18 protein-coding genes and 1 pseudogene are annotated in these 21,753 nt (G+C 63.7%); 14 read left to right on the top strand and 5 right to left on the bottom strand.

The genetic code is table 11. From position 1 onward, the window contains the following. Positions 1-18: 18 nt before the first annotated feature. The 4 genes from VBE63_RS07120 to VBE63_RS07135 all read right to left on the bottom strand — a co-directional run bounded on the left by VBE63_RS07120 (position 19) and on the right by VBE63_RS07135 (position 3,347). Complete coding sequence (locus tag VBE63_RS07120; RefSeq protein ID WP_323682316.1) at positions 19-702, bottom strand: hypothetical protein; 684 nt, start codon at positions 700-702, stop codon at positions 19-21. 71 nt (positions 703-773) lie between these two features. Next, entirely contained in the window at positions 774-2,495 is a 1,722-nt protein-coding gene (locus VBE63_RS07125) for an urease subunit alpha (RefSeq protein ID WP_323682317.1), read from the bottom strand. A 62-nt stretch (positions 2,496-2,557) separates the two neighbouring features. Beyond that, complete coding sequence (locus VBE63_RS07130) at positions 2,558-2,968, bottom strand: urease subunit beta (protein WP_416274514.1); 411 nt, start codon at positions 2,966-2,968, stop codon at positions 2,558-2,560. A 76-nt stretch (positions 2,969-3,044) separates the two neighbouring features. Beyond that, positions 3,045-3,347, bottom strand: coding sequence for an urease subunit gamma (locus VBE63_RS07135; protein ID WP_323682319.1), 303 nt, complete (start codon positions 3,345-3,347; stop codon positions 3,045-3,047). A gap of 536 nt (positions 3,348-3,883) precedes the next feature. Between VBE63_RS07135 and VBE63_RS07140 the strand changes: the two genes are divergently transcribed. From VBE63_RS07140 to VBE63_RS07200, 13 genes and pseudogenes are all read left to right on the top strand, one after another. Further along, positions 3,884-5,968, top strand: a complete 2,085-nt coding sequence (locus VBE63_RS07140; RefSeq protein ID WP_323682320.1) for a DUF1576 domain-containing protein — start codon at positions 3,884-3,886, stop codon at positions 5,966-5,968. Next, the gene (locus tag VBE63_RS07145) at positions 5,965-6,267 is read left to right on the top strand and encodes a monovalent cation/H+ antiporter complex subunit F (RefSeq protein ID WP_323682321.1); all 303 of its coding nucleotides are present in this window, start codon (positions 5,965-5,967) and stop codon (positions 6,265-6,267) included. The genes VBE63_RS07140 and VBE63_RS07145 overlap by 4 nt, the downstream gene beginning before the upstream one ends. Further along, a pseudogene (locus VBE63_RS07150) lies at positions 6,264-6,524 on the top strand (cation:proton antiporter); the annotation flags it as partial. The gene VBE63_RS07145 and the pseudogene VBE63_RS07150, both read left to right, overlap by 4 nt. 179 nt (positions 6,525-6,703) lie before the next feature. Further along, complete coding sequence (locus VBE63_RS07155) at positions 6,704-7,660, top strand: hydrogenase subunit MbhD domain-containing protein (RefSeq protein ID WP_323682322.1); 957 nt, start codon at positions 6,704-6,706, stop codon at positions 7,658-7,660. Continuing rightward, entirely contained in the window at positions 7,657-8,148 is a 492-nt protein-coding gene (locus tag VBE63_RS07160; protein WP_323682323.1) for an NADH-quinone oxidoreductase subunit K, read from the top strand. The genes VBE63_RS07155 and VBE63_RS07160 overlap by 4 nt, the downstream gene beginning before the upstream one ends. Continuing rightward, complete coding sequence (locus VBE63_RS07165) at positions 8,145-9,905, top strand: complex I subunit 5 family protein (protein ID WP_323682324.1); 1,761 nt, start codon at positions 8,145-8,147, stop codon at positions 9,903-9,905. Before VBE63_RS07160 ends, VBE63_RS07165 begins: the two co-directional genes overlap by 4 nt. After that, positions 9,902-11,761 (top strand): complex I subunit 5 family protein, encoded by a 1,860-nt coding sequence (locus VBE63_RS07170; protein WP_323682325.1) that lies wholly within the window; start codon positions 9,902-9,904, stop codon positions 11,759-11,761. The genes VBE63_RS07165 and VBE63_RS07170 overlap by 4 nt, the downstream gene beginning before the upstream one ends. 250 nt (positions 11,762-12,011) lie before the next feature. Further along, positions 12,012-13,130: an efflux RND transporter periplasmic adaptor subunit gene (locus VBE63_RS07175; protein ID WP_323682326.1), complete on the top strand. Its 1,119-nt coding sequence runs from the start codon at positions 12,012-12,014 to the stop codon at positions 13,128-13,130. Positions 13,131-13,136: 6 nt separating this feature from the next. After that, a complete protein-coding gene (locus tag VBE63_RS07180) occupies positions 13,137-16,337 on the top strand; it encodes a multidrug efflux RND transporter permease subunit (protein ID WP_323682327.1) in 3,201 nt (1,066 codons plus the stop codon). A 216-nt stretch (positions 16,338-16,553) separates the two neighbouring features. Next, entirely contained in the window at positions 16,554-17,156 is a 603-nt protein-coding gene (locus VBE63_RS07185) for a DUF3611 family protein (RefSeq protein ID WP_323682328.1), read from the top strand. A 12-nt stretch (positions 17,157-17,168) separates the two neighbouring features. Beyond that, positions 17,169-18,311, top strand: a complete 1,143-nt coding sequence (locus tag VBE63_RS07190; protein ID WP_323682329.1) for an esterase/lipase family protein — start codon at positions 17,169-17,171, stop codon at positions 18,309-18,311. Between the two features lie 241 nt (positions 18,312-18,552). Then, a complete protein-coding gene (locus VBE63_RS07195) occupies positions 18,553-18,846 on the top strand; it encodes a type II toxin-antitoxin system prevent-host-death family antitoxin (protein WP_323682330.1) in 294 nt (97 codons plus the stop codon). After that, entirely contained in the window at positions 18,843-19,235 is a 393-nt protein-coding gene (locus VBE63_RS07200) for a type II toxin-antitoxin system VapC family toxin (protein WP_323682331.1), read from the top strand. The genes VBE63_RS07195 and VBE63_RS07200 overlap by 4 nt, the downstream gene beginning before the upstream one ends. Before the next feature lie 445 nt (positions 19,236-19,680). Here VBE63_RS07200 and VBE63_RS07205 read toward each other — a convergent pair whose 3' ends face one another. Further along, positions 19,681-20,736 carry a DUF481 domain-containing protein gene (locus VBE63_RS07205; protein ID WP_323682332.1) on the bottom strand — a complete coding sequence of 352 codons (1,056 nt, stop codon included), beginning with the start codon at positions 20,734-20,736 and terminating at the stop codon, positions 19,681-19,683. Positions 20,737-21,275: 539 nt separating this feature from the next. Between VBE63_RS07205 and VBE63_RS07210 the strand changes: the two genes are divergently transcribed. Continuing rightward, the gene (locus VBE63_RS07210; protein ID WP_323682333.1) at positions 21,276-21,617 is read left to right on the top strand and encodes a hypothetical protein; all 342 of its coding nucleotides are present in this window, start codon (positions 21,276-21,278) and stop codon (positions 21,615-21,617) included. The last annotated feature ends 136 nt before the right edge of the window (positions 21,618-21,753 follow it).

A 21,753-nucleotide genomic window follows, 5' to 3' on the forward strand; every position in this document is an offset into this window, starting at 1 on the left:
GACTTTGGGCGCTTGTGCTCACTTGTGGTCGTGGGCGTGGACATGACCATGACCATGACCATGACCATGGTGATGATCATGGTGATGATCATGATTGGCTCCGTGGTCATGACTTGGGTTGTCGTCGTGACTGTGGTGGCTGGAGTCGGGGCTATGGGTATGCACAGCCCCCTCGGCCGCACCAAACAGTCGCCGCGATTCATGCGGCGCCAGATAGGGGACGATGTCGGAGCCGGGGACGAAGCTGTATTGAATTCCCTCGAACTTGTGCGTCTTCATCACTGAGCTCATCACCTTGCGGTCGACGGTTAGCGGCACGAAGACGCAGGTGCCTTTGACCAGCGCCGGCCAATGTTGGTTACCGAGCGCGTGACCAAGCTCGACGCAGGTGCGCAGCGCAAGCAGTTCCGCACCAGCCCCAAGCAATCCACCCAGCTCGATCATCATCACGTCGCGCAGCCGGATGCGCGCCACGAGCACAGTCTGTTGCTCGGCATCCCAGCGCAGCACGTCGCCATCGCGGATGAAGCTGCCGCGGTCGAGCGAGACCGCTAGCTCCGCCCCGCCTGACGAGCGTTTACGAAAGCGGCTCTTCTGCGCCTCCCAATGGTCGAGATCGAGGGTGTCGACACTTGCCGAAGTCAGACGCTCGGCCCACTCGTGCTCGGCAGCGTTGCCGAGGATGGTCTCAATGAGGATCATCTATGCGCTGTTCCTGTTCGGTTTGGCGACTGACGACTGGCTGCTGGCTCAGCAACAGGCTGCTTGCTCGCTCAACTAAAGAAATATTTCTGATTCAGGGAGATGCTACGCAGCGGCTCGACGGTCGCATGCACGCCGTCGACGGTGACCGCGAAGGTCTCCGAATCGACCTCAATATTTGGTGTGCCGCTGTTGCGCACCATGTCGGACTTGCCGATCTTGCGCGTATTGCGGATCGGCTCGACCTGTCGTTGCAGCCCCAACCGCTCCTTGATGCCGGCGTCGTAGGCCGCGGCCGAGACGAAGGTCAGGCCATTGTCGGTCTGCGACAGCCCCATGGCGCCGAACATCGGCCGGTAGTAGACCGGCTGCGGCGTCGGCAGCGAGGCGTTCGGATCACCCATCAGCGACCAGCTGATCATGCCGTTCTTCAGCACCATCTTTGGCTTGGCGCCGAAGAAGCCGGGCTCCCAGAGCACCAGGTCGGCGATCTTGCCGACCTCGACCGAGCCGAGCAAATGCGAGATGCCGTGGGCGATGGCCGGGTTGATGGTGATCTTCGAGACGTAGCGCAGCACGCGGAAGTTGTCGTTGCCGGGTGCGTCTTCGGGCAGCTTGCCGCGGCCGGTCTTCATCGCGTCGGCGGTCTGGATGCAGCGCAGCCAGCACTCACCGATACGGCCCATCGCCTGCGAGTCGCTGGAGAAGATTGAGATTACGCCGAGGTCGTGCAGCACGTTCTCGGCGGCGATGGTCTCGGCCCTGATGCGGCTCTCGGTGAAGGCGACGTCCGACGGGATGTCCGGATTCAGGTGGTGGCAGACCATGATCATGTCGTACAGCTCGGCCTGCGAGTTGATGCCGTAGGGCAGGGTCGGATTGGTCGAGCCGGGGAGCACGTTGGGCAGCCCGGAGACCTTGATGATGTCCGGTGCGTGACCCCCGCCCGAGCCCTCGGTGTGGAAGGAGTGGATGGTGCGGCCTTCAAAGGCGGCGATCGAGTCCTCGACGAAACCGGATTCGTTGAGGGTGTCGGTGTGCATGCAGACCTGCACATCCATCTCGTCGGCGACGGTCAGCGCCGAGCGCAGCACCGCGGGCGTGGTGCCCCAATCCTCGTGGCATTTGAAGCCGACCGCGCCGGCCTCGACCTGCTCGACCAGTGCCGCCTTGCCGTGGCCATGCCCCTTGGCGAGGATGCCGATGTTCATCGGCCAGCCCTCGAAGGCGCGCAGCATGTTACGGATGTTGCCAGGGCCGGGGGTGACGGTGGTCGCGTTGGAGCCATCGGAGGGGCCGGTGCCGCCGCCGATTAGGGTGGTGGTGCCGTTCGAGAGCGCGGCCCAGGCTTGCTGCGGCGAGATGAAGTGGATGTGCGAGTCGACACCGGCAGCGGTCAGGATCAGGTGGGCGCCGGAGATCGCATCGGTGGCCAGGCCGCACTCGAGCCCCGGCGTGATGCCATCCATGACGCGCGGATTGCCGGCCTTGCCGATACCGCAGATGCGCCCGTCCTTGATGCCGACGTCGGCCTTCACCACGCCGAGCACGCCGTCGATGATAGTGACGTTGCTGATCACGAGATCAGGGGCGCCGCCGGCGTGCGTGAGCTGATTGTCCATGCCCATGCCCTCGCGCAGGCTCTTGCCGCCGCCGAAGACGATCTCGTCGCCGGAGGGGCCACGCAGGTCGCGCTCGATCTCGACGAAGAGCCCGGTGTCGCCGAGGCGGATACGGTCGCCGGTGGTGGGACCGAAGAGGCCGGCGTGTTCGTTACGTGAGATCGTGGCCATGGATGCGGTGTCCTCTCGTCTCGGGCGGGCGGAATCAATCGGACCGAAGTGGGCGGAGCGGCTTAGCTCGAGCGGAAGCCCCGCTGGGCGATGGCGGCGAGGGCCTTGGTCTTCTGCGGCTCGGCGAACTCACCGGCGGTAGCGCCATCGACCAGGTTGTTGAAGCCGTAGACCTCGCGCCGCCCGGCATAGGGCACCAGCTCGACCTCGCGCTCGTCGCCGGGCTCGAAGCGCAGCGCGGTGGAGGCGGGGATGTTCAGGTGCTGACCGAAGGCCGCCTCGCGGTCGAAGTCCATCGCCCGATTGACCTCGAAGAAATGAAAATGCGAGCCGATCTGGATCGGTCGGTCGCCGGTGTTGCGGACGCTCAGTTTGGTGACCGGTCGGCCTGCGTTGAACGCCACCGGCTCGCTGGCGCAGACATAGCCGCCAAACTCGACCTCAACGGTCGCTGGATCAACGTCGGCCCCGATCTGAGGCCCTGCCTTCACTCCTGCCATCATCGCCTCCGGATAAGGTCTCTATAAGGTCTCTACTGAGGTAGAGTCACTACTGGATCGGTGAGTGCACGGTGACCAATCGGCTGCCATCGGTGAAGACGGCCTCGATCTGCACCGACGGGACCAGGTCGGCAACACCGTCCATGACATCGTCTTTGCTGAGCAGGGTACCGGCCTCTTTGGTGACCTCTTCAATGGTCATGCCGGCACGTGCGCCGTCGAGTGCAATTGAAGAGATCAGCGCAACGGCTTCGGGATGATTGAGCTTGAGGCCTTTGTCGCGACGCTTTTGCGCGACATCGGCCATCATATAGACGACCAATTTGTCGAATTCTCTCGGCGTGAGATGCATCACTTCTCCTCATTCAATGAGAGCGGCATTGACCGTCTGAAGGTTAGACGCCGGCGAGCATGGCGACAAGCGCTTTGAACCGCTTAAAATGAGCATTGAAGAACAAGAACTATGCTGTGATAAAACTCAGCAAAACGAAAGCGGTTCTTAGCCGGAAGGCAGCGAGGGCGAGCCCTGTCGTATTCCCCTTGCTGCCGCAGTGAAAGGGTAAGTGATTGTTATAATAAGGTATGGAGGCTTAGGGTATCGAAATGCTTAGGGTCCGCTCAGACCACATTTTTCCGCCAGCCCTTGAGGTGCGCTTTGCAAAGGCCCGCCGATACCACTATGATCTTTCCCGCAAGGAGTATTGGGCCATTCCCGATTGCTTTCCGGTGCGCGCAAAGCACTCCAGTGCGCACCGTTCATTTTTCTAAACCCGCTCGTCGCTTCAATTACCGCCAAAGATCGGGTTTGCTGCCGCGCAGCTTGACACCGCCGTCTGCTGTGCCCGTCATCATTAATCGTTTTAGAGCCTTTAAGTCACGAGTCACTCGATGGGAACCGATCACAGCTCAGCTTCGGGGACCGGTGCGCCTGTCGCGCCTTCGGATCGGGTCGTCTTGCTCGTCGTCGCGGGCTATGCCTTGGCCTTCGTGCTGTTTGGGCTGCTGATCGATACCCCGAGCGAAGTGCTGCATGGGCTGGGTGCGATCCTTATCTCACGCGATACGCTGCTCACCGATTACATGGGCGTTGGTGGCATCGGCGCGGCCTTGGTCAGCACCGGTCTGTTGACGCTGGCGGCTTGCCTGGTCTACGCGCTGAATCGCGTGCCGATGACGGGCACCGCCATTGCAGCGCTGTTTCTGGTGCTCGGCTTTGGGCTGTTTGGTAAGAATCTGCTCAACGTCTGGTTCATCATCGCTGGGGTCGCGCTGCACGCCCGCTGGCGCGGGCAGCCGTTCTCGACCCACATCGATACCGCCTTCTTCGGCATCGCGTTGTCGCCGATCGTCAGCGAGATCCTCTTCAGTACCACGCTGCCGTTCAGCGTCAGCCTGCCGTTGGCCGTTGTCACCGGGCTGTCGATCGGCTTCATCCTGCCGGCGGCAGCGGCACAGTTGTTTCGCGCCCACGACGGCTTCGCGCTCTATAACATGGGCTTCACTGCCGGCCTGGTCGGCACCCTGGTAGTGGCGTTCTATGCCTCTTATGGCTTCGTCGCCGATCCGGTGTTCATCTGGACCACCGGCAACAATCTGCTGCTGGGCTCCTTCGTTGGGGTGCTGCTGCTGTCGATGGTGTTGCTCGGCCTGGTCATCGATCGGCAGGCCTTGTCGAGATTCTGGCTGTTGATGCGTGCCTCGGGTCAGGCACCGAGCGACTTTCTGGTCAGTGCGGGACTGGGTGCGACCCTGATCAACATGGGGCTGAGTGGCGCCGTTGGACTGGCCTATATCCTCGCCATCGGTGGCGACCTGAACGGGCCAACGATCGGCGCGCTGTTCTCGATCGTCGGCTTTGCCGCCTTCGGTAAGCATCCGCGCAATATCATCCCGATCATCGCTGGGGTCTTCCTCGGCTCACTGGCCAAGCCCTGGGGAGTGGCGGAGCCATCGGTTCAGCTTGCGGCATTGTTTGGCACCAACCTGGCGCCGATCGCCGGTTATTTCGGGTGGCACTGGGGGATCGTTGCCGGCTTCATTCATTCCTCGGCCGCGCTCAGTGTGGGTGTCGTGCACGGGGGGCTGAATCTTTATAACAATGGCTTTGCGGCGGGCATCGTGGCCTCGATTCTGGTGCCGGTGATCCTCGCGATCCGTGCTCGTGGGGTGCTGAGTGTTCGGAAGCCGGTAAGCGGCGCTGTCAAGCTGGGGGCATCTGAGCCGAGCGTCAGGGAGCCGACGAAGAAGATTTCGGAGTCGGTTGTGGAGGCGCAAACTGGCGCAGGACTGACTGATGGCGATGGTGCTGGCTCGCGTCCCAATGTAGCTAGTGCTAGCGGTGCTGATGACCATGTCGCTCATCAACATGCTGCGCAAGTGGCGGCGCTGGGGCGCGGACGCTGGCTTAGCGCCATCCTACTGCGGGCGGTGTTTTTCCTGGTCGTTTGGCTGCTGCTGTCGGCGCCGGATCTGGGTGCGCTGCGGTCGCATGCGGTGAGCAGTGCAGGCGCACTGGCTACGGGCTCCGGCGTTGAGATCGGGGCAGGGATCAACACCCAGCTCGCCGCTGATCTGGCCATCGCGCTCTTCGCCACCGTCATGGCGACCTGGGTCAGTCTGTGGGTGCTGCCGCCGGGCTCGCGTCCATGGCGTCTCAGCGCGCTCATGGCGCTGATTGGGCGTTTTTTGGTGCAGTCGGTGGTCGGTGGGATCGATGTGGCTCGGCGTGCCTTCGATCCACGCCTGCCGCTGCGACCTGGCTACATCGTCTTTGCGACCAGCCTCCGCCGACCGCATCAGCGTGCGATCCTGCAGACCTTTGCGAGTGCGACGCCAGGAGCCATTGCGGCCGGGACCGATGCCGAAGGCCGTTTGGTCTTCCATTGTCTCGATACCGGCGCGCCGATCGCGCAGGGGCTCGCGCAGGATGAGCGCCTCCTGTTGCGCCTGTATCGCGAGGAAGCGCCGAAATGAGCCTGTCCGCGTTTCTGTTGGGTGCGGCCCTGTTTATCCTTGTGCTCATCGTCGTCGCGCTGGCGCGGTTGCTGCTGAGTCATCGCGCAGTCGACTGGGTGATGGCCGAGCAGCTGCTGGGTACGGCCGGAATCGCCGTCTTGCTGCTGTTTGGCGTTGCCACCGGAAGACCGGGCGTGATCGACCTGGCCCTCATGCTCACGCTGCTCGCGACCTTTGTCACCGTCGCCTTTGCCGAGCCACTGCGACGTCGATTCGCGGCGCGTCGGCAAGCAAACAAGTCGGAGCCACACCCATGAGCGATGTGGCGAACCTCTTCACGCTGATCCTCGTCTCGCTCGGACTGCTGTTTTTTCTCGCTGGCGTGGTCGGGCTGCTGCGGTTTCCCGATCCGCTCTCGCGCCTGCATGCGCTGACCAAGGCCGATGCACTGGGGCTGGGGCTCGTCGTCATTGGGCTGCTGCCGCAGGTGTCCTGGCCGTTCACCGCACTCAAGCTGCTTGCGCTCTGGGTGCTGATGGTGATTGGTGGCAGCATCGCCGGCCAATTGATCGCGGCCACCCAGTTTGCCGCTGAAGCCGCTGAAGCCGCTGAAGCCGGGGGCGCTGGCGGCATCAGTGGCGCTGATGCTAGTGCGGCCGCTGCGGCTGATGCGGGCGATAATGTCGCAAAGGCTTCGGCGCAGGCTGCCACCGATATCGAGATTGGCGGGCTTCAGCCCGAGGATGCCACCCGATGAGCGCTCCCTTCGATCTCGCCTTGCTGGCCGACGTCGTGCTTGCGATGTCGGCCTTGCTGTTGGGGCTCTGGGTCATCCTCACCGCCGATGCGCTGCGCGCGGCGATCGGCTTTCTCGTCTATGGCCTGCTGATGGCGATCGTTTGGATACGTCTGGATGCACCCGACATCGCACTCACCGAGGCGGCGATCGGCGGTGGCCTGATCGGCTTACTGGTGCTCGGTGCCAGCACTCGGGTGCCGCCGGCGCCAGTCGCCCGGGCCGTGCGTCGCTGGCCGCTGCATCTGCTGGCAGCGTTGCTGTCGGCGACGGTCGCGCTTGGGCTCGCCGCGGTGGTACTGAGCCTGCCGGACCCTGCGCCCTCGCTAGCCGCGACGGTGGCGGCGGAGCTGCCGGCAACGGCGGTCGAGAACCCGGTCACGGCGGTGCTGATGGCCTTTCGTGCGGTCGATACCCTGTTTGAGACCGTGGTGTTGGTGCTGGCCCTGATCGCGTTCTGGTCGCTGATCCCCGATGCGAGCTGGAGGCAACGCCTGGCCTGGCTGCCACTGCCGCATCCGTCGCCGGCGCTGGTGCTGCTGGCGCAGATCCTGTTGCCGCTGGTCATCCTGGTCGCGCTGCATCTGTTCTGGATCGGCGCCAGTCTGCCGGGCGGTAAGTTTCAGGCCGGCGCCTTGCTCGCCGGGGTCTGGGCCTTGGCGCTGGTGGCTGGCGTCATGCAACCGCCAGCGGTGACGCAACGGCTGCCGCGGCTGCTGGCGGTGATCGGGCCCTTGGTGTTCTTCGCCGTTGGCCTGGCCGGGATCTGGCTGGCCGGTGACTTCCTGGCCTATCCGGTCGGTTTGGAGAAGCCGCTGATCCTGCTCATCGAGGCGGTGTTGCTGGTTTCGGTGGCGGTGGTTTTGGGCTTGATCCTGGCGGGTCTGCCAGACGCGCTGGAGGATCGATCATGAGTTCAGTGACCTTCTATGGACTGCTGGGCTCGCTGCTGGTTGGCCTCGGCCTCTATGGCGTCATCGTCGGCGCCAGCGCGCTCCGCAAAATCCTGGCCTTCAATCTGCTTGGCAGCGGTGTCTTTCTGCTCTTCGGCGTCATCGCCCAGCGCGGCGCTGGGGCAGGCTTTGGTGGTGATCCGGTGCCACAGGCCTTAGTCATCACCGGTCTGGTCGTCGCCTTCGCAGCTACTGCGCTGGCGGTTGGCTTGCTGGTGCGCTTGGTGGAAAGTGCAGGGCTTGACGATGTTGAGGACGCTCCGGCCCATGAGCCTGGCCTGAGTCCGGCGCATCCAGAGAAGCCCATGCCCAATCAGGTTGGCGATAAGGCCGCCGGTGAGCAACGTTCTGTATCGCGCGTTGTGCAGCCAATAGCATCTGATTCGTCTGGCTCTTCTGATTCGTATGGTTTGTCTGGCTTGACGAAACCAGCGGGAGAGTCCGCATGAGCGCCGCGCTGACCAACAACAGCGGGCTCTTGGTCAGCCTCAGCGCTTGGTCCGATGAGCTGCTGGTGCTCTTGCTGGTCTTGCCGGTGCTGGCAATGCTGTTCGGCTTCGTGCTGGGCGGGCGCGCGGCGGAGCGCATCGCGCTCTTGACCTTGCCGCTCGGGCTGGCGCTGGTGCTCGCCGTGGCCGCATTGGTGCTCCATCAAGGCACGCCGCTGACCTACGACATCGGTGGTTGGGCGCCGCCGCTCGGGGTCGCGCTGCGCGTCGATGGGCTCTCGGCGGTCTTGCTGCTGACCACGGCGCTGGTGATCACTGGGGTCGGGCTCTATGCTCGCGCCGATTTCGCAACCCCGGCTGATGTCGATGAGGCGCGTGCACCGCTGGCCTTTTGGACCCTGCTGCTCGGGCTCTGGGCGGCGCTGAATGCGGTCTTCATTGGCCAGGATCTGTTCAATCTCTATGTTGCCATCGAGCTGCTGACCTTCACCGCGGTGCCTTTGGTCTGCCTCAAGGGCAGCGCTGAGACATTGCAGGCCGCGCTGCGCTATCTGCTGTTCGCACTGCTCGGCTCGGTGCTCTATCTGCTGGGCGCGGCGTTGCTCTATGGCGCCTACGGCACGCTCGACATCGGCCAGCTCGCGGCGGCGATGCGGGGGGCAGGATTGGCCGCGGCAGAACCCGCAGTGGAGCCGGCGGCGATCGCCGCGGTGGTGCTGATGACCGCCGGACTGCTGGCGAAGACCGCGCTGGCGCCGCTGCATCTCTGGCTGCCGCCAGCGCATGCCGGCGCGCCGGCCGCTGCCAGCGCCATCCTCTCGGCCTTGGTGGTCAAGGGCTCCTTTTATCTGATCTTCCGGCTCTGGATCGACCTGATGCCGGTCGTCTACACGCAGCAGATCGCGCAGGGCCTGGCGACGCTTGGTGCCGCGGCGATCCTGCTCGGCGGCATCATGGCGATCCGCCAAGCACGGCTGAAGATGCTGATCGCCTATTCGACCCTGGCTCAGCTCGGCTATCTGTTCCTGATCTTTCCGCTGCTGGTGAGCCCGGTGCTGGTGCCGACGCTGGCCGATGGCAGCACGCCGGCGGCCTGGACCGGTGGCGTGCTGCAGTTGGTCTCGCATGCCTTCGCCAAGGCCTCGATGTTCATGGGAGCCGGGCTGATCGCGATCGCGCTCGGCCATGATCGGATCGTGGACCTGGGTGGTCTCAGCCGGCTGCTGCCGATCACGCTGGTCGCCTTTGCGCTGTCCGGGCTGTCGTTGATGGGGCTGCCGCCGAGTGGAGGCTTTGCGGCCAAATGGCTGCTGCTGCGGGCCGCGATCGAGACCGGGCAATGGTGGTGGACGCTGGTGATCCTGTTCGGCGGCCTGCTCACGGGGACCTACCTCTATCGGGTGCTGGCGGCGGCGAGCTTTGCTAGCGCTGGGGCCATTAGTGTTGGAGCAGGGCCTCCAACTGACCGGCAGTCTGCGTCATTGCCTGAGTCGTCGCCTGAGCCGGCGGAGCAAACGGGTCAGGTCCAATCGGTCCAGGGACAACCGCGGCTGCAGCGGCCGGTCCCGCGCTCGCGTGAGCTGATCGTGTTGGCCCTCGCCTTGGTCTCGATTGCGCTCGGACTGGTGCCGCTGACCTCGTTTGAGATCCTGCAGATCGGTCGCGGTGGTGAGGCGATGGCGATGTTAGAGCCCTTGGCCGAGCCCGCTGGGCTCAGTGCGGTTGAGCTGCCCAGCGCGGTGGGGTCACGGCCATGATCGCCTCGCTGCCGATGGCCGAGCTGCTGGTTGGCGTTGGGCTAGCGACGCCGGCCCTGGCTGTGCTGGCCTGTTTTTCGCAGCCGATCCGCGAGCGCCTTTGGGTGCTGCTAGCGCTGATCCCGCTGCCGGCGCTGGCGGCAGCGATCGTTGCGATGCTGGTGCTCGGCCAGGGCGAGGTCGCACAGGGCGATGTCGCCGCGATCTCGCTATTGTTCGACCCCACCGGCCTTGCGATCGGCCTGGTCGTCGACCGGCCCGGCGCCGCGCTGCTCGGCGTCGCCGCGCTGCTCTGGGCTGCGGGCGGACTTTACGCCGCGCCAATGCTGCAGGCGTCGCCGCATCGGGGACGGTTTACGCTGTTCTGGCTGCTGACCCTGACCGGTAGCCTCGGCGTCTTCATCGCCGCGGACCTGGTCAGCTTCTACCTGTTCTATGGGCTGGTCAGCCTGGCTGCCTTCGGCCTGATCGCGCACGATGGCACGGCCTTCGCGCGCCGCGCCACCGGCCTCTACCTGCTGCTCGCAATCCTCGGCGAGATCGCCTTGCTGCTGGCCTTTGCGCTGCTCTCAGCGGCGAGTTCGGAGCCGAGTCTGGCGATCACCAGCCTGGTTGCAGGGCTCTCAGGCTCACCTTGGTCGGGCCTGAGCATGGCGTTGCTGCTGCTCGGCTTCGCGCTCAAGATCGCGCTGGTGCCGGGGCATGTCTGGATGCCGCTGGCCTATACGGCCGCGCCGTTCCCCGCTGCGGCGGTGCTCAGCGGCGCGGCGGTCAAGGCCGGCGTCATCGGCCTGATCCGCTTCTTGCCGTTCGAGGCTGGAGCGCCGGCCTGGGGTGAGCTGTTGATCGTGCTGGGCTGGATCAGCGCCTTCTATGGCGTCGCGATCGGTATCACCCAGCGCAACGCCAAGACCGTGCTGGCCTATTCGAGTATCAGTCAGATGGGGCTGATCGCGGCCGCAACCGGCTTGGCATTGCGAGCAGGCGAATCGGCCGTGGTGCTCTTACTCACCCTCTACGCGGCGCATCATCTGCTCGCCAAGGGCGCGCTCTTTCTCGGTCTGGGCCTGATTGCTGAGGGCGTGACCCGACGGCGCTGGCTGGTGCTGCTGCCGGCGGCGCTGGTCGGGCTGGGGATTGCGGGTCTGCCGTTGACTGGGGGTGCGGCGGCCAAGCTGGCGCTAAAGCCACTCTTTGATAGCCCCGCGCTCGGGCTGCTGGCGGCGCTCTCGGCGGCGGGCTCGACCCTGCTGATGCTGCATTTCCTGCGCCGGCTGTGGTGCAGTGGCGAGGGTGCTGTGGCAGCTGTCAGTGGCGCAGGTGGGCGTTCGTCAGCTGTCAGTGAGCCAGGTCCGAGTGCGGTCAAGCCGAGCCTGACCCTTGGCGGCAAAACGGGTGCAGCCATGGAGGGCGAAACGGATGCGGGCAGTGTGGGGGCGATCGACCCTCATGCGATCCAGGGACCTTGCAGCGGTCTGTTTCGACGACTCTTGCCCTGGTGGCTGATGGCGCTCGCCGCGTTGCTGCTGCCCTGGCTGCTGCTGCCTTGGCTTGGCATCGGTCCGACACAGACCTGGCTGGTGCTCTCGATCAGCCCCGCTGACCTCTGGAAGGCGAGTTGGCCCTTGCTGCTCGGCGCGCTTGCGGCCTTGGCTTTGTGGCGCTGGGGTGAGCGACTGCCGCCGGTGCCGCCGGGCGACATCCTGGTCTGGTGGGCGCCCTTGGTGCGCCTGATCAGCGCGATCGGTGCTGGTGTGGAAAGGCTGGATCGCGGTCTGCGACAGTGGCCGGTGGCCGGGCTGTCTTTGTTGATCCTCTCACTGCTGCTTTGGGTTGGGGTGCTGAATGTGCATTGATCCGCCGTCGAGTCGTTTCATCGAGCAGTCAATTTCATCGAGCAAACCAACCCTTGATCGAGTACTGTTCTGCCGATCACGCCCGTTTGGCTCATGGGTGCACAGATCACGGTCTCGCGGCCGCACCGCTGGTTGGATGCGGCCGCACTCTGCATGTGTTGCAGCCTCTTTCATTCCGGCAATCATTCCGATAATTATTCCGACCATCATACCTTCATCCATCCCTCCATCCAGTCATCACGGAGTCCTCATGCGGCGAATCCTGACTCTCTTCTTTCTGTCGAGCGCGATCGGGCTGGTCGCCTGTGAGCCTGGCAATCAAACAGCGGGGCCGGTTGCGCCGCCGCCACCGCCGGCCGTCGGTGTCGCGCCGGTGGTCGAGCGTGAGATCACGCCGCAAATGGAGTTCGTTGGCCGCGTCGAGGCGATCGATGCCGTCGATCTGGTCGCGCGGGTCAATGGCTTTCTCACCGAGCGCAGCTTCGAGGAAGGCGCCGCGGTCAAGGCCGGCGATCTGCTGTTCCGCATCGAGCGCGAGCCATTCGAGGCCAATGTGGTTGCGCGCCGTGCCGATGTCGAGCGTGCCACCGCGACCCTGACCAATGCGCGGTTGCAGCGCGAGCGCCTGGAGCCGCTGATCCAGCGTGGGGGCGCCACCCAGGCTCAGCTTGATGCCGCCGTGGCCGCCGAGCAAGAGGCGAGGGCGGCGCGTGATGCGGCGCAAGCTGCGCTGCAGCGCGCCGAGATCGAGCTCAGCTACACCGAGATCCGCGCGCCCTTCGATGGCCGCATCGGCCGTGTTTCCTTCGCCGAGGGCGCCGTGGTGGGTCCGGCGTCGGGATCGCTGGCGCGGCTGGTGCGTCTCGACCCGATCTTCGTCAACATCCCAATCAATGATCGTGCGATGCTCGCGGTGCGGCGGATGCGTGAAAACGCCGAATTCCGGCCCTACGTCCGCCTCGCCGACGATTCGATGCTGGATGAGCCCGGCCGCTTCGAGTTTTTTGACCCCGAGGTCGACCAGACCACCGACACGGTGCGGGTGCGCGCCAGCTTCGATAATGCGAGCGAAGTGCTGCTGCCGGGGCAGTTCGTGACCGTCGTGGCGAAGGCGGCCGAGCCAGAGACTGCGATCGTGGTGCCGCAGATCGCAGTGCAGCAAGACCAGGCCGGGAGGCTGGTGCTGGTGGTCACTGCCGACAACCAGGTCGAGCTGGCGCGCGTCGAGCTGGGGGCGCGGGTCGATACCGACTGGGTGGTCAAGTCGGGGCTACAGCTGGGGCAGCAGGTGATCGTCGAGGGTGTGCAAAAGGCGCGTCCCGGCATGCGGGTGCAGCCGAGCCCGGCGACCCTAGACGACGAGGGCTGATCCACTATGTTCTCCGCCTTCTTCATCAACCGCGCCCGCTTCGCGATGGTGATCTCGCTGGTGATCATCATTGCCGGCACCATCGCCATTCAGGTGCTGCCGGTCGCGCAATTCCCAGACATCGTGCCGCCGCAGGTCTCGGTACAGGCGCGGTATCCGGGCGCCAATGCCGAGGTCGTCGCCGAGACCGTCGCCGCGCCGATCGAGGCCGAGGTCAACGGCGTCGACGACATGCTGTACATGACCTCGACCAGCGACAACACCGGTAGCTACCGGCTTGACGTGACCTTCGCGCTCGGCACCGATCCGGACATCGCCGCGGTCAACGTGCAGAACCGGGTCGCGCTGGCCACGCCGACGCTGCCCAATGAGGTGGTCCAGCAGGGCGTCTCGGTGCGCAAGCAGTCGACCAATATGCTGCTGACGGTAAACCTGCTCTCGCCAGGCGGCAGTTACGATCGCCTGTTCCTCTCCAATTACATGGAGATCAACATCCGTGATGCTCTGGCGCGTATCCCCGGTGTTGGCGAGGCGAGCCAGTTTGGCCCACTCGATTACGCGATGCGCATCTGGCTCAACCCGCAGGTGATGACCGCGCTCGGCGTCAGCGAGGCCGAGGTAGTGGATGCCATCCGCCGGCAAAACCTGCAGGCCGCGGTTGGCCGGCTCGGCGCTCCGCCGGGTAATGAGGGTCGAGCGTTCACCTACAGCCTGCAGGCACAGGGGCGGTTGACCGAGGTCTCCGAGTTCGAGGAGATCTTGGTGCGCTCCAACCCGGATGGTTCGACCATCCGCCTGGGCGATGTCGCCCGTATCGAGCTCGGTGCTCAGACCTATGACGCCAATGCCTGGATTGATGGTGCGCCGACCGCGGCGCTCGGCATCTATCTGTCGCCGGGTGCCAACGCGCTGGAGACCGCCGACCGCGTCTACGCGACCCTGGATCAGATCGCTGAGCGCTTTCCGGACGATCTCGAGTACGCGATCTACTATGACACCACCGACTTTGTGCGCATCAGCATGCGCAACGTGGTGATCACGCTATTCCAGGCGTTGGGGCTGGTTATCCTGGTGACCTATCTGTTCCTCGGCGACTGGCGCTCGACCCTGGTGCCGGTATTGGCGATCCCGGTCTCGATCATCGGCGCCTTCGCGATCTTGCTCGCCGCCGGGCTGTCGATCAACACGGTGTCGATGTTCGCGATCATCCTCGCCATCGGTATCGTCGTCGACGATGCCATCGTCGTGGTCGAAAACACGCAACGTTTGATGGACGAAGAAGGGCTCAGCGCCAAGGAGGCCGCCAAGCGCGCGATGGTGCAGGTCACCGGGCCGATTATCGCCACCACACTGGTGCTCTACGCGGTGTTCGTGCCGACCGCCTTCCTGCCCGGCATCACCGGACAGCTCTATCTGCAGTTCGCGGTGACCATCTCGGTGGCGGTCACCCTCTCGTCGTTGGTCGCCTTGACCCTGAGTCCGGCGCTCTGCGGCTTACTGCTGCGCCCGTCGCGGGCGCCGCGCGGACCGCTGCGCTGGTTCAACCAGGCGCTCGACTGGACACGCAACGGCTACACCGCGCTCGTCAAAAGCTTGGGTAAGCGCTCCATCATCGCGCTGTTGGTGATCATCGCCAGCGGTGTCGGTGCTGGCTGGCTGTTCAACAAGGTACCGACCGGCTTTATCCCAAGCGAGGACACGGGTTACTTCTTTATCGATGTCTCGCTGCCTGACGCTTCGTCGGTCGACCGCACCGGGGCGGTGTTGGAGCAGGTGCAGCAAACACTGGCTGCGCAGGAGGAGGTCGATCACGTGCTCACCGTCGCTGGCTTTAGTCTGCTGGCTGGGGTGCGCTCGAGCGGCGGCCTGGCGATCGCGATCCTGAAGCATTGGGATGAGCGCCCGGGGCTGGAGCATAGCTCGGATGCGGTACTCGCACGGGTGCAGCCGCTGCTGTTGTCGATCCCACAAGCGACGGTGTTTGCGTTCGCGGCGCCGCCGATCCAGGGCCTCGGCACCGCCGGCGGTATCGAGATGGAACTGCTCGATCTGGCCGGTCGCTCGCCGGAGGAACTGGCCGGGGTGCTGCAGGGTTTCATCATCAACACCAATGGCAATCCTGAGATCCAGCGCGCCTTTTCGACCTTCAGCGCACGGACGCCGCAGTTGTTCCTGGACATCGACCGCCAGCGCGCCGAGGCCATGGGGGTGCGGGTCTCGGACCTATTCCTGACCCTGCAGGCGAATCTCGGCTCGCTCTATGTCAACGATTTCAACCTGTTCGGGCGTACCTTCCGCGTCTTCCTGCAGGCCGATGCGCCGTTTCGGATGAGCCCCGAGGATCTGTCACGGCTGCATGTGCGCAACACGCGCGGGCAGATGGTGCCGCTGGCCTCGTTGGTGACCGTCGAGCCCGTGTTGGGACCGGAGAGCACGCGGCGCTTCAACATGTTCCGTGCCGCCAGTGTCAATGTGACACCGGTCGGCAGCACTGGCGAGGGCATTGCGGCCTTGCGGGAGATTGAGCGCGATAATCTGCCGGATGGCTTCGCGATCGACTGGAGCGGTACCACCTTCCAAGAGGTGCAGGCCGGCGGTGAGGCGGCCGTTGTGCTGGCGCTGGCGCTGTTGTTCGTCTATCTGTTCCTGGTCGCTCAATACGAGAGCTGGACGGTGCCGACCTCGGTCATCCTCTCGGTGGTGATCGCTGCCCTCGGTGGCCTGGCGGCAACCTGGGCGGTCGGGCTGGATAACAACGTCTATACCCAGATCGGCCTGGTGATGCTGATCGGCCTGGCGAGCAAGAATGCGATCCTGATCGTCGAGTTCGCCAAGCAGCTACGCGAGGAGGGGCTGCCGATTCAACAGGCCGCCGCCGATGCCGCGCGTATCCGCTTCCGCGCGGTGCTGATGACCGCGTTCAGCTTCATTCTGGGCATGCTGCCGCTGGTGCTGGCGACCGGCGCTGGCGCGGCGAGTCAGGTTTCGCTCGGTGTCGTGGTGCTTGGCGGTATGATCGCGGCGACGGTGTTCGGCATCATCGTGATTCCACCACTGTATGTGTTGGTGCAGAGCCTGCGCGAGCGGGTCAAGGGTGCTAGAGCGGGTCATGGAGGCGATGCGCAGGGTGATGCGGGCAGCGGAAACGATACGAGCACAGGCACAGGAGCCACGCCTGATGCCGTATCGGCACCAGCGCAGAGCTGATCGGATCGGATCTGGCTTGAGGATCAGCCTGTTCCTAGGGCGTTCATCGCAGGGATGCTGCGAGCCCCTCGGACCGCGTTGCTGCGTAGTTCCGCGAACACCCGCGGACGATGCTGATCCATTCGATACTCAAGGTTTTTGTGGGGCGCTTGGTCGCCGTGATCTGATATCTCGCTTTCTTTCTCAATTAGTCGCCACCGGCGAATGAGGTCAATCATGCTGAAGAAACTCGTCAATGGTCTTCATGTCTCCAAGGTCGATGGTCTTGCCAAGACCTTCCAGCGCACCGGTCGTGTCGGATTCTGGACCCAGATCGTGATGGGGGCCTTCCCGGTATTCCTGATGCTCTATGTGTTTACCTTTTCCGGCAGCGTCACCGGGACGCGCCAAGGCTTGCCGATCGTCAGCTATCTGAGCGCGATGAATCTGCTGCTGCTGGTGTTCGTCATCTTCTGGTTCTCGCGCTATCCGGCCTTGGGGCGCAAGATCGCCGACCCGGCGCTGCGCCCGAGTGAGGGCAGCGTCACGCGTACGGTCTGGACCGGCCTCATCGCCAGCAGCGTGGGGATTATCTTCTCGATCCTGGTGATGCTGATCGAGGTTGCACAGATGCTGTTCTACTTCCTTGCCGCGCCCCAGGGTGGTGTGCCAACGATCCAAACCACGCCGACCACACTCGGCGGCTCCTGGGTCTCGGCGGTGGATTTCGCCAGTCTGATGGCGCTCGTCATGGCGCTCGCCGCCGAGGTGCTGGCGACCGTCTTTGGTCTCTGGCTGTTGTTCCGCACCACCCACACCTACGAGTCGCTCGAGGACTGAACCGCGGCACGCATGCCTTCTCAACGGCCTCCGGCGGGCGATCCAGTCCACCGGAGGCGCTTCAAGCCGCTGCGCCGACGCCTGCTCCAAGCCTTCGCACTCCTCTTGGCCGTCGCCGCGCTTTGGACCGGCTGGGCCGAGCTGCACCCAGACGAGGAGCGAGCGTTGCGCACCCTGGTCCATGATCAGCTCGATGATTGGTTCCCGGAGCTGATGAGCCCGGCCAGTGATGGGCATGGCCTCTTCTTGCGTCTGCCGGCGGCGCTGCACACCGGTAAGCCTTTGGCCGGCTCGGGCACGAACGCCCCCGAGCGCCCGCGCCTGGTCCTCATCCACGGTCTCGACGAGCCCGGCATCATCTGGGATGACCTGGCCCCGGCAGTGGCCGAGGCCGGCTTCGAGGTCTGGGAGCTACGCTATCCGAACGATCAGGGCATCGACCGCAGCGCCGCCTTCCTCGCCCAGCACTGGGGCGCGTTGCCCGACGATCGCCCGGTGATCCTGATCGGCCATAGCATGGGCGGGCTGCTGGCGCGAGAATTCGTCAGCCGCTGGCGACATCCGGTGGCCGAGTTGGCCAAAGTCGAGGGTGCTCCGATCGGCGGACTGATCATGGTCGGCACCCCGAACCAGGGCTCGGCCTGGGCCCGGCTGCGTATCTGGCTCGAGCTGCGCGAGCAGTTCGAGGACGCCCAGCGCCGACGCTTTTCCCTGTTTGCTGGTCTGCGCGATGGGCTAGGGGAGGCGAAGATCGATCTGCGCCCCGGCAGCGCCTTTTTGCAGGCATTGAACGCGCGACCTTGGCCCGAATCGGTGCCGCGCGCCATCATCGGTGCGCGCTTGGTCGAGCCGCCGAAACAGCTCATCGCCAGCCTCGATGCGGTCGCCGCTGAGGTCGGCTCCGAGGCGCTCAGTGAGCAGCTGCATGCCTGGTTCGATGAGCTGAGCGAGGGGCTGAGCGAGGGGCTGAGCGAGGGGCTGGGCGATGGGCTCGGCGATGGTGCTGTCAGCGTCGAGTCGCTGCGGCTCGAAGGTGTCGCAGAGCCCGTCATCGTCAATGGCGCCCATCGCACCATGCTGCGCCGGCTGTTCGCCGACGACCCAACCCCGCCCGCCATCACGCCGATCATTGAGCAGCTTGAGTCCTGGCGTTAGCAGACTGAGGTTCTTTGATCCCGATCGAAGATTGCGTTGCTAAGGAAGATTTCGTTGCTAAGAATTTCGTTGCTAAAAGTGGTTCCAGTTGATCACCGCAGCCAGCCATAGGGTGGCAACGGTTACGTCTGCCTTGCCGGTGCTATCCGCGGGGTGCATGGACCCGCGGGGCATACTGGACATCGTTCGGCATCGAGCCTAGACTTTTAGTCATCGAGTTGACTAACAAGTAAGTCCGGTAATGATCCAGGTTAATCTGCACGAGGCGAAAGCGAAGTTGTCCGCCTATTTGGATGCTGTCTTGCGTGGTGAGCGAGTGGTGATTGCACGACGCAATATCCCGGTGGCGGAGCTAACGCCAATCCCGCGTTCAGTCACCACCGAACGCATGATCGGGCAAGGCCCGCACGAGCCTGGCTATGATCTCCCGGCTGCATTCTGGGATCCCCTGCCTGATGACATAGCCGTCGCGTTTGGTGCTGCCGGGGAGCCCCCTGCGCAAGCGGTGCCGAAAACATCGGCCATTGGGAAATGAAGCTGATCCTCGACACCTGCACCTTTCTTTGGCTCGCGAGTGCAGAACACCGGCTGTCAGAGACCGCGTCAACGCTCATCCGAAACCCTGACAACGAGGTGCTGCTCTCTGCTGCGTCGGCTTGGGAGATTGGCGTCAAGCACGCGCTTGGGCGATTACCGTTGCCACAGGGGATGACTCCAGCGGCCTTCATCCCGGAGGCGCGGGCGCGTCACCGCGTGGATACGCTAGCGCTCAGCGAGGCGGATACGCTGGAGCTTGGCCGATTGCCCGCTCTTCACCAGGATCCCTTTGATCGCATGCTCGTGTGCCAGGCGATCGCCGGCCAGGCCCTGCTGCTGACTCCAGACCCATTGATCTCTCAGTATCCAGTCTCGGTTCGTTGGTAAGCGACCAGGCTGCGAGTGCAGCTCAGTCAGCCCCAGAAGAGCACGAGCATCAGCGCGATTAGGCGATTGCCGGAAAAGATCATACCGAATTGCGCAGGATGTTCGTTTGCCTTCAAAGAGCGGCGTCGGGAGCAGAGCGGGCACTGTGACCGGCGATGCGACGCAGAAGGCGAGCGAAAAGACCAGCAAGGCGGTATGAGCTTTGACAGAAATCGCCTTAGCACGCCGAGATTTGGACATTGCCGATCGCCCGTTTTGAGAGAAAGCTTCAGCGTCTAAAATAAAGACTTATTGAAAGCAACCGATCGTGTTGAGGGTAGACCTTTTCCGGTCAAATGGTGCCTTGGCGTCATGGTCATTAAAGGCTGTCAAATAGACTTTAACCGGGAATTGCTGCTGCGTCGCCTGCCTGAGTTCGACTCAGGCAGCTCCTCGACCCTTTCATCTACCATTGATAACCCAGCTTGAGCCGAATGGTCTCATCGGTGGTCTTGGTGGCCTGAGCGGGATCGCTATCGTAGTCGATCTCGTATTCAATACTGCCGACAAAGCCGCCGATGAGTGGGACGCGCAATCCCGTCCAAGAGACCCACAGGTCTTTGCTTTGTCCATTGATAGCGCTGAAGCCCATGCCATTGAGATAGAACTGGAGCCGATCGGATAACAGATCTTGTTCATAATCGATGAAGACGCCCGGCCCCCAGCGCTCGGCGTCTTCATGGTCATAGAAGTCCTCGTGCAGATAGATCGGCCCGACCTCGGCGCTCAGACGCATGTCATCGTGGGTACTGAATCGATAGCCCAGTGACGGCCCGACCAGGTAGCGCAGGCGCAGATCAGCGAAGCGGTCGTGTTTCAATCTGAGCCAGGCCGCGCCATACCAGGGAGACTTTGGAAAACGGCGGGTGTATTTGTTCAGCAGGGTCCAGTTCTCGGTGGTCTTGATGCCGCGCGTGGTGTCATATTCGAGCTGCCCATAGGTCTCGAGCTCGTGCCAACGGCGGCGGAATCGGAGATCGAAATCGAGATCAAGCTCGGTACTCTCGGAATTGCCGGTCTCATCCTGCAGGGCAAGGTTGACGCGTCCGGTCAGGCGATAGCCGTTGCCGATCTCCCAGGGCTCGGGCTCGATGATCTCAACACGTTCGGGCGGCAGCGACATCGGCTCGGCGTCCCCGGGAGGGGTGAGCTGCACCTCATCTTGCGTCTGCGTGACCTTGGCGACCTCGATCACGCGGTCGTCGTCGAGCAGGACCGCGGCCGGCTCGTCGAGCACAACCTCTTGCACCTGGTCCCAATCGATCGCAATGGTACCTGCGTAGGCGGTCTGCAACTGGAGCTGTCCCTTGTCTTGGCGGACGACATCGCCACTCAGCCGATCGCCGTTCTGCATGATGATCTCGTCGGCCGTCGCTGTGGCGGTCGCTAACAGGCCGGCAACAGCGAGCCGTAATGGCGCTATCAGCCCTGGTTTGTAAAGGTTGTCGATAGAGAAAGTCATGAATGGATGTCATCGCTCCAAGTGTTTTAAATCGGTCATCTCGTGCTGTGCGGAGAAGTCAAGTGCAGAAAGCGAGTGATTCTAAGCCACGGGCAGCTGCTGTGGATTGCAAGACTCGGTCTTTGGTTCGCGCTGGTTGCTGCCATTGAGGCAGGCTGTTAAGCTCGATTCGCGACTGGTGATGCTTGGAAGGCTGGGTGGCGGTTCACGCGAGAGACGATTTCTTTTGCGCGGGCATCCTGACCGTGAAACAAGCGCTTCATCGTCCGGGGTGGCGACGCGCCATGCAGGTTAAAAACCACAGATGACGCAGAGGTACGCAGGTCAAAGGCGTTCATGAGAAGTGCCTCTTACGTTAATCTGCGAACGCAGCGTTTCAAGCCTATTTTAGCGATGAGAGCGACAGCGTTGAGATTAAAACATGCCGAGTTCGTTTCGGCTAGATCGGCTCGATCGCGTTGGCGCTGAATCGATAGCGGCGGCGCTGAAGTAATTGACGCGTCGGCTGCTCAATCAATGGTCTATCTTGGCCCGAATCGGTGCCGCGCGCCATCATCGGTGCGCGCTTGGTCGAGCCGCCGAAACAGCTCATCGCCAGCCTCGATGCGGTCGCCGCTGAGGTCGGCTCCGAGGCGCTCAGTAAGCAGCTGCATGCCTGGTTCGATGAGCTGAGCGAGGGGCTGGGCGATGGGCTCGGCGATGGTGCTGTCAGCGTCGAGTCGCTGCGGCTCGAAGGTGTCGCAGAGCCCGTCATCGTCAATGGCGCCCATCGCACCATGCTGCGCCGGCTGTTCGTGGATGATCCGACGCCGCCGGCGATTGCGCCGATCATCGAGCAGCTCGAGGCTTGGCGTGACCCAGTCCACCGGGGCTCGACCTAATCTCGAGCTTGAACAGCTTTTTGTTTGGTCTGAGGGCGCGGTTGATAGAGGCGCGCTCGAGCCGATACACTGATTTTCTATTCTCTGATCTCGCGCCATTCAGCTGCTACGGTCTGCGATGGTATGACCTCGCAAA

Origin of the sequence: Lamprobacter sp. (assembly GCF_034860625.1) — a bacterium.
In the GTDB taxonomy this organism is placed as follows: Bacteria; Pseudomonadota; Gammaproteobacteria; order Chromatiales; family Chromatiaceae; genus Lamprobacter.

Coding starts and splice junctions, on each gene's coding strand:
- VBE63_RS07120 (WP_323682316.1), bottom strand. CDS start 702: ATGATCCTCATTGAGACCATCCTCGGCAACGCTGCCGAGCACGAGTGG.
- VBE63_RS07125 (WP_323682317.1), bottom strand. CDS start 2,495: ATGGCCACGATCTCACGTAACGAACACGCCGGCCTCTTCGGTCCCACC.
- VBE63_RS07135 (WP_323682319.1), bottom strand. CDS start 3,347: ATGCATCTCACGCCGAGAGAATTCGACAAATTGGTCGTCTATATGATG.
- VBE63_RS07140 (WP_323682320.1), top strand. CDS start 3,884: ATGGGAACCGATCACAGCTCAGCTTCGGGGACCGGTGCGCCTGTCGCG.
- VBE63_RS07145 (WP_323682321.1), top strand. CDS start 5,965: ATGAGCCTGTCCGCGTTTCTGTTGGGTGCGGCCCTGTTTATCCTTGTG.
- VBE63_RS07155 (WP_323682322.1), top strand. CDS start 6,704: ATGAGCGCTCCCTTCGATCTCGCCTTGCTGGCCGACGTCGTGCTTGCG.
- VBE63_RS07160 (WP_323682323.1), top strand. CDS start 7,657: ATGAGTTCAGTGACCTTCTATGGACTGCTGGGCTCGCTGCTGGTTGGC.
- VBE63_RS07165 (WP_323682324.1), top strand. CDS start 8,145: ATGAGCGCCGCGCTGACCAACAACAGCGGGCTCTTGGTCAGCCTCAGC.
- VBE63_RS07170 (WP_323682325.1), top strand. CDS start 9,902: ATGATCGCCTCGCTGCCGATGGCCGAGCTGCTGGTTGGCGTTGGGCTA.
- VBE63_RS07175 (WP_323682326.1), top strand. CDS start 12,012: ATGCGGCGAATCCTGACTCTCTTCTTTCTGTCGAGCGCGATCGGGCTG.
- VBE63_RS07180 (WP_323682327.1), top strand. CDS start 13,137: ATGTTCTCCGCCTTCTTCATCAACCGCGCCCGCTTCGCGATGGTGATC.
- VBE63_RS07185 (WP_323682328.1), top strand. CDS start 16,554: ATGCTGAAGAAACTCGTCAATGGTCTTCATGTCTCCAAGGTCGATGGT.
- VBE63_RS07190 (WP_323682329.1), top strand. CDS start 17,169: ATGCCTTCTCAACGGCCTCCGGCGGGCGATCCAGTCCACCGGAGGCGC.
- VBE63_RS07195 (WP_323682330.1), top strand. CDS start 18,553: ATGATCCAGGTTAATCTGCACGAGGCGAAAGCGAAGTTGTCCGCCTAT.
- VBE63_RS07200 (WP_323682331.1), top strand. CDS start 18,843: ATGAAGCTGATCCTCGACACCTGCACCTTTCTTTGGCTCGCGAGTGCA.
- VBE63_RS07205 (WP_323682332.1), bottom strand. CDS start 20,736: ATGACTTTCTCTATCGACAACCTTTACAAACCAGGGCTGATAGCGCCA.